The following is an 11,737-nucleotide window of genomic DNA, read 5'->3' as shown; positions in this document are numbered from 1 at the left end:
CCAGATATCAACCCGTTTCTTATCTAAAAGAAGAACATTCGTAATCAGGGTGGAGCGGGTTTTTTCAAATAAATCCTGCTTCATGCAGGCCGGTATAACCTGTGAATCTTCCATAATGTGCAGGTACAGTCACTGGTATTGACAATAAAACCAGAGGATGTGGATCGTCCGCAAAGAGTTTTGAGAGTTCCCGCTCATTGAGTAAGGGGTATAATATGCGTGTTCCGATCAATACCATTACTCCTGATATGCCTTCCGCCGAGGTCGTCGGATGGGCACATGAAATTCGAGACCTTGGGGGTCTTGCTTTCCTCTTAATACGGGACAGAACAGGAATCATCCAGGTTACCATACCAAAAAAGAAGGTTGCACCAGAGATTGCTGAAACTATCAGGGCAATATCCCGTGAATCCGTTGTTAGAGTGAGCGGAACGGTAAAGCCGGAAGGAAAAGCACCGGGCGGAAGAGAACTCATACCGGATGCGATCGAGATTGTGAGTCTGTCTGCAAGTCCTCTTCCTCTCGATGTTGCAGAGAAAGTGCCAGCAGAACTGGACACCCGGCTTGATAACCGGTTTTTAGATGCACGCAGGCCACGGGTCAGTGCGATATTTAAGATACGAAACGCCGTGCAGCATGCAGCCCGTACTTTTTTCTTTGATAACGGGTTTATTGAGATAAATACGTCAAAAATTGTTGCTGCAGCCACTGAAGGCGGGACTGAACTCTTCCCGATCGCATACTTTGAGAAAGAGGCATTTCTCAATCAGAGTCCCCAGCTTTATAAACAGATGATGATGGCTGCAGGGTTTGAGAAGGTCTACGAGATTGGTCCAATTTTCCGCGCTGAAGAACACAATACGACTAAGCACCTGAATGAAGCCACATCGATTGATATTGAGGTCTCATTCACCGACCATCTCGGGGTCATGCAGATCCTTGAGGACCTGATACGAAATATCTACCAGTTTGTTGACAACACGTGCAGTGATGCCATCGCTGATATGGGTCTTGACTCCTTCGCCGTACCGGAAAAAGGGTTCCCTCGTCTTCCCTACAGCGAGGCCATCGAGATAGCGGCTGCAAAATCCGAGGAGGATATTGTCTATGGTGATGATATCGGGACCGCAGCGGAGCGGGCAATTGGTGAAGAGATGGGACAGATGTACTTTATTGTCGACTGGCCAACCTCAATCAGACCGTATTATGCCATGCCGTATGAGAATGATCCCGAGATCTGCAAGGCCTTTGACATGATGCATCCGCGGATGGAACTCTCATCCGGTGCACAGCGGGTCCACCAGCATGATCTCCTCGTCGAGCAGATTGCAAAGAAAGGATTAAATCCTGAGAACTTTGAGTTCTATCTAAACCCCTTCAGGTTTGGCATGCCCCCCCATGCAGGGTGGGGACTTGGAGCCGAACGGCTGGTGACGACCATGCTTGGTCTTTCCAATGTCCGTGAAGCAGTCCTCTTCCCCCGTGACAGACACCGGGTTGTTCCCTGATCATGCAGCCATTCATCCCAGACATCATTCTTCCGACAACGGTCGTCGGCAGCTATCCGGCCCAGCCAAAGCGGACGCTGAGAACCCTGTTTGATCCTCTGCACGCAGCGGTTGAGGAGGCGGTATCTTCCCAGAAAAAGGCAGGGATAACAATCATTTCGGACGGGCAGGTCCGGGGTGATATGATTGGGGCATTTGCTTCAAAAATTCCTGGTATCAGGGGCAATGACGTCATTGGCAGGGTTATGCCTCCTGACCAGGCGATTACCATACGGGATACAGCATATGCAGTAAGGCAGCACCGTTACGTAAAGGCAATCATCACCGGACCTTCCACCCTTGCCTATGGATTACATCTGGGAACGCATCAGTACAGAAACCGGGATGAACTTGTGCTGGATATTGCATCTGCACTGGTTGTGGAGGCACAAGGCCTTGCAAAGACCGGGGCTGTTATGCTCCAGATCGACGAGCCAATCCTGTCTACTGGAGCAGCCAACCTTGATGTTGCAAAAAAGGCTGTTGCTACGATAGCAGAGGCTGTCTCTCTTCCGGTCTGCCTGCATGCCTGTGGCACCATTGAACAGATCATCGATGACCTCCTTGCCATGCCTGTACAGATCCTTGATTTTGAAGGGAGCGTGAATGAGGGGAATCTGGCATCGTTCTCAGGAAAGGATCTGCAAAACCGGTATATCGGGTATGGTATTGTGGATTCTTCAACGCAGGTTCTGGAGTCTGCTGATGACGTCAGACGAAGACTTCTGAAAGGAATAGATATCCTGGGTCCTGAACGAATCCTTCCTGACCCGGATTGCGGGCTTCGGATGCACACACCGGAGAGTGCATTTGCAAAACTGACCCGGCTGACCGGGGTGGTATCTGAGGTCAGGCGGGAACTTGGATATCAGTGAAAACTATGATGATTCAGCACACACCAGATAGGTAACCTGATGGCACCTGGCATTCCTCCATTGAACGGAAAAGAACTGTTTGCGGCAGTGCTATTCATTGCATCGGTTTTCATCCTGGGTCTGAAACTGATGAATCCGACTCCGCTTGTTATCTGGTATACTGGTGAGGATTACATCATCCAGACCGAGCGGATTGGAGATATCTATTCGGCAACAGATGTCGTTGTGCTCATCGTGTCATCCCTGATTATCTGTGGAAGCGGCCTGTATCTCCTGCTCTATGAACAGATCCATCCGGCTCCGGTTGCCCAGGGATCAGGACTTACACCCCTCCCGGTTCAGGATGCGACAGTCCCATTCTCACCGCTCGAAGAGAGAAAACGGAAGTGGGAGACGGTTCTTCCTACGTTAAAAGAAGATCAGCAGCTTATCTACCAGACCATCCTTGAGGCAGACGGGATCATCCCCCAGAGTGATATCGTGGAAAAGACCGGCCTTTCCAAATCAAATGTCAGCCGGTCACTTGACATGCTTGAGAGCATGGGACTTATTGAGAAGCGACGGAGAGGGATGGGGAACCTTATCCTGCTGAAATGAGGGGTATATGGACAAAAACAGGATCATATTTCTTGCTCTTCTTCTTATCTGTGGCATTCTCCTCTCCGTAGCCGGGAACGTTCTGATGGGTATCAGGGCTCCGGTCAGGGAACAGAGCTCACTTCTGGAAAATTACCTGATCATGCAGTCAATGGCTGGAAAAAATGCATCCTATGCCAACCAGACATATATGATTGGTAATTCAGGAATCGTCGTCAGTTTTAATGATATACTCAATATCCGTGAAAGCCCGGTCCACGAGACAAAAGGGGTGGTCAATGCCACCGCTCCGCTTACCCTCTCCCGTGGAGGAGGGCTTATAAACAGAACGACTCCCTAAGTTCTCTTCTCAGAAGCTTCCAGCCCCCGACCCGTGGCAACTGATCAACCACCTTCAGACGTCGTGGTATTTTGTATCCTGCAAGGAACTCACGGGACCAGCCGGTAAGTTCCTCAAGGGTGAGAGTATCATCCTTATTTCTCAGCACCACTGCCGCTGCCGGTATCTCTCCTTTCTCTTCATCAGGGCAGCCGAATATGGCAACATCTGCGATCTTCGGATGATTGATAAGGACGTTTTCTACCTCGGTCGGATAGATCTTCCATCCAGACATGATGATCATGTCCTTTTTCCGGTCGGTGATTACCAGCATCCCACGTGAATCGATATATCCAATATCGCCGGTCAGAAACCACCCATCCTTAAGAAAGACCGCCTCTGTCTCTTCCGGCTGATTCCAGTACCCGAGAGCAACCCCTGGCCCGCGGAGCGCTATCTCTCCGGCATGCGGCGATGTCAGCTCACGGTCTGGATCTGCACTATCGACGATCTTCACCTCAGAAAATCCGACTGGTTTTCCCACACTGTTGTACTCATCAGCCGTCGGATAATCCTCTGGACGGATGACAGTCCCGCACCCGAGTACAATCGTCTCAGAGAGACCGTAGGCATTAATCACGGGAATCCTGAACCGTTCATTGAACTTTTTCCAGGTCGGCGAGTGCATCGGCCCACCTCCACTGATGATCCTACGAACGGTGATAAAATTGTCCTCGGTGCCGGGGGGTGTTTCGGTCAGGGCATGGATAACCGGGGGCATTCCTGAAAGAACCGTTATCTGATACTCCCGGATCAGACGGATGTATTCATCAGGATGGTACCGTTCCATAATCACGAATGTACCGCCGATCCGGAGAACAGACAGGCCCCATGAGATCCCCACATGTGCCATCGGGTAAATTCCAAGATAGATATCATCGCTCGTCAGATCAAGAGCCTCAGCCTCAGCCTGGAGAGCAGCAAGCCATCCGCCATGAGTAAGCATAGCCCCTTTCGGCCTGCCGGTCGTTCCGGACGTGTATTGGATCTGACAGACCTGATCCCCAGAGCAGGGAGTGGGACGAAGCGGGGCATACGAACTGCTAAGGTTCTCCCATGAGTGAACACCACCGCCGCCAACCTCAATGATATGTGTCAGATCCGGGCAGATTTCCTGTATTGAACCGGTGATATCCTGGGACCTCACCGATGAGATCAACAGTTTTGCACCAGAATCACGGATCGCGTAGGCCAGTTCCTCCCTCCGGTAGACGATATTTGTCGGGACAGCTACCAGACCTGCACGCCATATGGCAAAATAGCTGATCAGGTACTCAGGCGAACTGTCCAGGTACAGGACTACACGGTCGCCCTGAACACATCCAAGCGTTTCGAACGCTGCCGCAAGGGAACCACTCAACCGGTACAGATCGGTATAGGTATAGGAGCGGTTTGATTTTGGGTGGATTAGTGCAGTTTTTTCTGGAAAACGAACCATTTGGTTGTCAAGAAAAGTTGATATATTAAACATGGCCTGGTACTCTCACACATGTACTATTTTGTACATATATGTACCATGGAACCATAACAGCTCACACCGCTGATGAGAAAAAAGAGAAGAGGGATTACTGATACTCCGGTGGTTCACTCTTCTTTGGAATGCCACCCTTGAAATGAGTTTTTACCCGGTCATATGCCTCACGAAGACGCTGGTTCATGGTCGGATGGACTTTTTCAAGGGCACGCTCAAAATGCACCTTCGTAACCGCATGCACCTGCTCCCTCATGGCAAATATGGCTGCTTCACGGCAAAGGCCTTCAAGATCAGCACCAACATATCCATCAGTCCGTGATGCGATATCATTAAATAATCTGTCAAGAACGGGGTCCTCGATGGTGATTCTGAGCTTTTCAAAGATCTCAACCAGCATCCTGCGACGCTGAGCCCTGCTGATGGTCCCTTGAGACGGGGTTACGGCACGAATCCGTTCCATCAGTTCCGGACCGGACGACCGGACCTCCCGTGGAAGGAATCCGGCAAGGATCTCAAAGTCCTCTTCAGTAAAGTTCTGGGTTGCATCCACCAGTGATTCAAGGGCAGACCCTTCAATCGGGATGAGCCGGGAGTGAATCCTGAGTATGTCAACCCGGTCAGCGGTGCCTGGTTCTCCGATGTAGATGAGCCGGTCAAACCGTCCGGATCTGAGGAGTGCCGGGTCTACGATATCCGGGCGGTTGGTTGCACCCATCACAACAACATCACGAAGATCCACAAGCCCATCCATCTCGGTGAGGAACTGGTTAAGGACACTCTCCATGGTGTGACTGTCACCGGCTGTTCCCCTGGCCGGTGTGAGGGCATCCAGCTCATCAAAAAAGATGATAGCCGGTGCAACCTGTCGTGCTTTCTTAAAGATCTCTCTGACCGCACGTTCAGACTCGCCAACCCATTTGGAGAGGAGTTGCGGGCCACGAACGGCGATAAAGTTCGCCCCTGACTCATTTGCGACTGCCTTTGCAAGGAGGGTTTTTCCGGTTCCGGGCGGGCCGTATAAAAGCACACCGCGTGGTGACTGAATACCAAGGTCATCGTACTTCTCCCGTCTGGTCAGGGGGTACTCGACGGCCTCCCGGATCTCCTCAATGGCATCAGACAATCCACCGACATCCCGCCACCTGAGATGGGAGACCTCCAGCATGACTTCGCGCATTCCTGACGGGGTGATCTCGCGAAGGGCCTGATGAAAGTCCTTTCCGGTCACCACCATGGTCTGGAGGACCTCGTCAGGGATGATTTCCTCGTCAAGGTTGATATGGGGGAGATACCGGCGAAGCGCCCGGATTGCTGCTTCCCGGGAGAGGGCGGCGATATCTGCACCGGTATATCCGTGGGTCCGCTCTGCCAGCTCTTCAAGGCTGACATCCTCAGAGAGCGGCATCCCTCTGGTATGTATCTTTAATATCTCAACCCGGTCCGGATTTGAGGGAACGCCAATCTCAATCTCACGGTCAAATCTGCCCGGACGCCGGAGAGCCGGGTCGATCGCGTCAAGCCGGTTTGTCGCCCCGATGACAACAACCTGACCACGCTCCTCCAGACCGTCCATCATGGTCAGGAGCTGGGCAACAACACGCCGTTCTACCTCGCCGGTCACTTCCTCACGCTTCGGGGTGATAGAGTCAAGCTCATCGATAAAGATGATGGACGGGGCATTATCCGCTGCCTCCTCGAATACCTCCCGGAGCCTCTGCTCACTCTCCCCATAATATTTTGAGATAACCTCAGGACCTGCAATCGGGATGAAATGGGCCCCTGATTCATTGGCAACCGCCTTTGCAATGAGCGTCTTTCCCGTGCCGGGAGGGCCGAAGAGCAGGACTCCTTTTGGCGGCTCTATACCAAGACGCCTGAAGAGTTCCGGATGTCGCATCGGTAGTTCTATCGTCTCCCGGAGCCGTTGCAGCTCATCGCGGAGACCCCCGATATCCTCATATGTGATCTGACTGATTCCCTCAAACCCGCTGATAGGACTGTCAGATATGACAATCTCTGTCCGCTGGCTGATAATAACCGCTTCAGGGGGATCCAGTTCGATAACCTTGTACGCCACCATCTGGGGCTGTACAAACGGCATTCCAATATGAATCGGTACCGAATCACCCATTGCAACCGGGAAATCGATGAGATTATGATGAATCGTAGAGGGATCGGCCATCGGGACATTTTTTGGAAGATCTTCCGGTGGTGCAAGCACGACGGTCGCAGCCGGGATGACCTCATCCACCTTTGTTACCTTGACCGTGTCACCTATCGAGACATTTGCATTCATCCGGGTGAAGTTATCAATCCGGATCTTCTGCTGATTCCAGTCAGCCAGCTGGGCACGCCAGACCTTCGCGACCGTCGTGGACCTGCCGGAGATACGGATGATATCACCAGGTGAAAGTCGCATCTGGTTCATAGTTTCAGGATCCAGGCGGGCTTTTCCTCCCCCCTGATCTCCGGGATATGCACTATCAACCCTGAGATACAATTCCATTACCTAACCATCATATATGCCGGGACTTAAAAGTATAGGAACCATGCGTCTTCTCGCTTTTGACCCCTTTCACGGCGCTGCAGGGGATATGATATGCGGAGCTCTCCTGGGCCTTGGTGCAGATAAGGAGCAGGTCATGCGAGCGATGAGTTCTGTTGTAGAGAGACCTCATATCGAGACGGTGACAAGATGTGGCATCGCTGCACTCAAAGTCCATACCCGTGCCGGTCCTGCTCACCGGACGCTTCATGAGGTGCTTGCTATCGTTCAGAGAGCAGATGCGCCCTCTCCCGTCATCTCACAGGCTGAACGAATATTCAGACGGATAGCAGCCGCAGAAGAGGCGGTTCATGGGACCTTTCATGTCCATTTTCATGAGGTGGGCGCTGATGATGCCATTGCGGATGTCATCGGAGCCTGCATGGCGGTATACCTTCTCTCTCCAGATATAATCGTCTCCCTGCCGGTTGCCGTGGGGAGAGGGATGCTGACCTGTGCTCATGGGACGTTTCCGGTGCCGGCTCCGGCCACTGCGGAGATCCTCTCATCAGGGCATCTTGTGGTGATGGCCGGGGATTATACCGGCGAGCAGCTGACCCCGACCGGTGCGGCGATTCTCACCGAGATATGCAGAAAAGGGATGAATAATCTTCCAACCGGAACCATCCTCAAGACCGGATACGGAGCGGGGACCAGGGATGATCCCACCTCTCCAAACGTGCTCAGGGCGTTTCTCATGGAATACCAGGGGATGTCTGAAGATCTTGTTGATGTGCTTGAGACCAATGTTGATGACATGACCGGGGAATGCATCGGCACAGTCCTCACCCGGGTGATGGAGGAGGGAGCACGGGATGCCTGTGCCATTCCGATTCTTATGAAGAAGGGAAGACCTGGCCATCTTATCAGGGTGATCGCACCACCCGCCCGGTCCGCATCCCTTGCTGAGATCCTTGCCAGGGAACTGGGAACACTGGGGATCAGAGTTACCCCCGCCGTTCATCGGTTTATCGCAAGGCGGGAGATTCAGCACATCCCCGTTTGCATTCACGGGGAGGAGATTGTATTTCCGGTAAAATTCGGATATATCGGGGATGCCTGTTACCTGGTAAAGCCTGAATATGCCTTTGCCGAAGAGTACGCCAGACAGAGGAATATTCCTGTCAGGGATGTACTGCACGAAGTGACGAAGGCAGGAAAGAGATATCATACGGGTGAAAGGAATTGAGATTGACCGGGGTATCTTCAGGTAATTCTGAGCTTGATGCACTTATGGGAACAGGATATCCCCGCAGGATGATAACCCAGATATTTGGGGAACCAGGGTCAGGAAAGTCCACATTATGCCTCATGGCAGCTGTGTCAGCCCTGCGGCTGGGAGAGTCTGTGGTGTATTTTGATACCGAGAGTTTCTCTGCCGAGCGGTTCAGTCAGATTGCCGGGGATGAGGCAGAGAACCTTGCTGAAAGGCTATTCCTCTATGAACCGTCAGATTTTACCCAGCAGGCCATGATGATTCATGATTCCGAGGAGGTGATACGGGAACAGAAGGCAGGTCTCATTATTCTTGATTCTGCAACCGGCTTGTACCGCACCGAACTGGAACATATCCAGGAAGCCCTTCAGAAGTTTAACCGTCAGATGGTCATTCTTCTCGGCTATGCCAAACGGTATGACATTCCGGTTCTCATAACCAACCAGGTATACATGGATATCAGCCGGGGTGATTTTGCTCCGCTCGGCGGGACCGGCCTGTATCATCTTTGCAAGATTATCCTTCAGATTGAGCGTCGGGACAGCATGCGCAGGATTCGGGTGATGAAACATCATGCACGCCCGGAGGGAGCATACATAGACGTTCTCCTCGTCCAGGAAGGAGTCAGAATTGTGGATACATACCCTGACGACATGCTGGCAGAAAAGCCATAAACGTTGATACAGCTCATCTTTTTGCTATATACAAGCAGAGTGATGATATGAACCATACAATTGTGTGTGCAGCTCTCTGCATGACACTGTTTTTTCTCTCCCCGGTGCATGGGAGCTCTTTGACATTTCCCCCTGAATCAGGGACATATAGAGGAGATTATGTTCTCATTGATGAACCAGGACGGTATACACTTGAGAATAATATCACCCATGCATATCCGGTCGGCATTATCATCACTTCATCGTCGGTAATTCTTGACGGGCAAGGACATTTTATACGCCCTGCAACGTCGAATGATCCCTCGGTTGGTATCTGGGTGTCGCTTTTTGATGCACACGGGAAAGCGATTACCGGTGTCCGGCTACAGAACCTGACTGTTCAGGATGAGGTGACCGGAATATACCTTGAAGGGTCTGATTCATCTGAATTTCCCTGGGGAAGGGATCACTCCTCTGATCCGTCCATATCAGAGATGACATCAGACCGTGACATTACGTGTAGTGATAGTACCATCACCGGTTCACGGATCGGGTTTTCATCGAAAGATGTGAAGAAACCGGTGCTCCTGTCGTCAAGAATCACCGGGAACGAGAAGGGTGTCTTCATATCAGAAGGGACTCCGGAGATCAGGGATCTCATTATTGCAGAAAATACCGGTTCAGGGTTACATCTGGAAAAGACGGAGGGCGGGGTGATTACCGGCTGCCGGATTGAAGGAAATCATGGACCGGGTATTCTCCTTGATCATGCAGAAGGTATTCAGATCTGGAATAACATCCTTGATAACCAGGTGAATATCAGAAACATTGCCAGTGAAGGGGCACTCCTCTTCCAGACCCTTTCAAATCAGACAAATATTATCAAGGGGCCAAAGACGGGGGGAAATCTCTGGGCTCAGGGGGGCATTCCTGTGTATGCAGCCCAGATGATCCCTGATGCTGACCAGGATGGTATTGGTGATATCCCGTATATTGATTCAGGTCTCATCGATCAGTACCCCTTAATCCCTGCAGGGACAGGATTTACCCCCCAAATGCCGGATGTACCTGAACCTCCTGTCCTGACCCAGACACCTGCTCCAGTCTCTACACCATTTACTATCATCACCGGTGTGCATGCCGTCATAACCGGGGATAGTATTCCCTCAGCGATGCAGGCAGGGAAGTCGTACCAGGTAAACATCACCCTGCTCAATGACGGTTCAGATAATTGGCTTGATATGCACGCCGTTGGAATCAGGGCACTTGGTGATGCTGCCACATGGGGGCCTGCCTGGCTGCCTGTACCTTCCGGGATACACTCCAAACAGTCATATACTATTCCTTTTGAACTGACAGCCCCAACCAAACCTGGAACCTATGAGCTGATGTACCAGGCAGTGCGGGAGGGTCAGGGTGTGTCAGTCACCTACGGACGGCCATATAAAAAGGTTGTAACAGTCAATTAAGGATAAAAAGATTAAAATCAAGATTAAAATCAGTAATTAGTAATTGCGCCCCTGACTGTATCCCCTGCCCCGGTTGTATCCACCGCCGCCTGATCCACGGTCATACTCCCGACGGGGCTGCATGGGCCGTGCCTCATCAATCCGCATGGTCCGCCCTTCAAAAACGGTCTGGTTCAGAGCGTCCATAGCTGCCTGGGCTTCCTCGCTGGTGGCCATCTCGACAAATCCAAACCCTTTCTGCTCAATAATTTTTACATTGACTACGTCACCATACTGCGAGAATAAATCCTTCAGCTGGTCTTCTTTCACAGAGTACGTCAGGTTGCCGACGTACAATCTCTTGCCTTCCATAAGATATCAGACACCGTGTCTCTATCCTTCCATAATCATACCGGTTATGGGAGGGATGTGTGATCATGCCCCTGTCACCCGGCAATCTGACCGATCATGATCGATTTCCCATGCGTAAATCTGAATGGCAGGATCTGGTATTCGCCAAGCCATCGAGAAGCTGATCATCAGAGAAAACGACGCTGATGTAATTAATGATTATGTTCCGGATATACGTCATATCGGGTGTACACCCCGCGATAATGATAGATTAGATTTCCTAAAGAAAACCCTTTGAACAGAGATCTCCTCACAATTAATACCGTGAAAAAGTTATACCTGGTTTGACCTGGCCTTTTCCTCTCCAGAGAATCATGAGAATATTGAAGGATTTTTGATGTTTTCGCCTGTTTCAATGGTTGCAACCAGTTGCAACACCTGAATTTTTAATGGAGATCTTCACCTTTGTAGTACAATAAATCACGGATTCTTTTTTGTATCGCAGAAGTCGTGTATGGTAAAGTAAAGGACGGAGGTACGGGTGAGAACTCAAGCTTCTGGCGGGTATTTTTCCAATTCCCTTTCTTTTCACAGCTTCTCATCTCCATCCGGACATGGAAAGAGATCCCGCACCATCTTCACCGCACACAGG

General features: G+C 51.2%; 10 protein-coding genes. 7 read left to right on the top strand and 3 right to left on the bottom strand.

The genetic code is table 11. The annotated features are described in order from the left end of the window. The first annotated feature begins 215 nt into the window (after positions 1-215). The 4 genes from aspS to PLA23_RS05210 are packed head-to-tail and all read left to right on the top strand — an operon-like array spanning position 216 to position 3,359. Positions 216-1,508, top strand: coding sequence for an aspartate--tRNA(Asn) ligase (gene aspS, locus PLA23_RS05225; protein WP_324331548.1), 1,293 nt, complete (start codon positions 216-218; stop codon positions 1,506-1,508). A gap of 2 nt (positions 1,509-1,510) precedes the next feature. After that, positions 1,511-2,422 carry a methionine synthase gene (locus PLA23_RS05220; protein ID WP_324474291.1) on the top strand — a complete coding sequence of 304 codons (912 nt, stop codon included), beginning with the start codon at positions 1,511-1,513 and terminating at the stop codon, positions 2,420-2,422. A gap of 39 nt (positions 2,423-2,461) precedes the next feature. Continuing rightward, the gene (locus tag PLA23_RS05215) at positions 2,462-3,019 is read left to right on the top strand and encodes a helix-turn-helix transcriptional regulator (protein WP_324331545.1); all 558 of its coding nucleotides are present in this window, start codon (positions 2,462-2,464) and stop codon (positions 3,017-3,019) included. Between the two features lie 7 nt (positions 3,020-3,026). Continuing rightward, positions 3,027-3,359 carry a hypothetical protein gene (locus PLA23_RS05210; protein ID WP_324331543.1) on the top strand — a complete coding sequence of 111 codons (333 nt, stop codon included), beginning with the start codon at positions 3,027-3,029 and terminating at the stop codon, positions 3,357-3,359. On the opposite strand, the gene PLA23_RS05205 is transcribed toward PLA23_RS05210, so the two are convergent. Together PLA23_RS05205 and PLA23_RS05200 are read right to left on the bottom strand one after the other, a co-directional pair. Beyond that, complete coding sequence (locus PLA23_RS05205; protein ID WP_502883596.1) at positions 3,337-4,869, bottom strand: class I adenylate-forming enzyme family protein; 1,533 nt, start codon at positions 4,867-4,869, stop codon at positions 3,337-3,339. The two genes, PLA23_RS05210 and PLA23_RS05205, sit on opposite strands and share 23 nt — an antisense overlap. 94 nt (positions 4,870-4,963) lie before the next feature. Further along, positions 4,964-7,378 (bottom strand): CDC48 family AAA ATPase, encoded by a 2,415-nt coding sequence (locus PLA23_RS05200; RefSeq protein ID WP_324331553.1) that lies wholly within the window; start codon positions 7,376-7,378, stop codon positions 4,964-4,966. A gap of 16 nt (positions 7,379-7,394) precedes the next feature. On the opposite strand from PLA23_RS05200, the gene larC reads away from it, so the two are divergent. From larC to PLA23_RS05185, 3 genes are read left to right on the top strand one after another with little or no spacing between them, the layout of a single operon-like run. Next, positions 7,395-8,606: a nickel pincer cofactor biosynthesis protein LarC gene (gene larC / locus PLA23_RS05195; RefSeq protein ID WP_324474289.1), complete on the top strand. Its 1,212-nt coding sequence runs from the start codon at positions 7,395-7,397 to the stop codon at positions 8,604-8,606. Between the two features lie 2 nt (positions 8,607-8,608). Then, positions 8,609-9,307, top strand: coding sequence for a DNA repair and recombination protein RadB (gene radB / locus PLA23_RS05190; RefSeq protein ID WP_324329771.1), 699 nt, complete (start codon positions 8,609-8,611; stop codon positions 9,305-9,307). Between the two features lie 47 nt (positions 9,308-9,354). Beyond that, positions 9,355-10,755, top strand: a complete 1,401-nt coding sequence (locus PLA23_RS05185) for a NosD domain-containing protein (protein ID WP_324474288.1) — start codon at positions 9,355-9,357, stop codon at positions 10,753-10,755. A gap of 36 nt (positions 10,756-10,791) precedes the next feature. Here the strand turns inward: PLA23_RS05185 and PLA23_RS05180 are convergent, their stop codons facing one another. Continuing rightward, on the bottom strand, positions 10,792-11,106 hold the full coding sequence (locus tag PLA23_RS05180) for an RNA recognition motif domain-containing protein (RefSeq protein WP_324329767.1): 315 nt from the start codon (positions 11,104-11,106) through the stop codon (positions 10,792-10,794). Between the last annotated feature and the right edge of the window lie 631 nt (positions 11,107-11,737).

The organism is Methanospirillum sp. (assembly GCF_035406105.1).
Lineage (GTDB): Archaea > Halobacteriota > Methanomicrobia > Methanomicrobiales > Methanospirillaceae > Methanospirillum.
The sequence above is the reverse complement of the archived record's forward strand: the minus strand, read 5'-3'. Positions and strand labels throughout refer to the sequence as shown.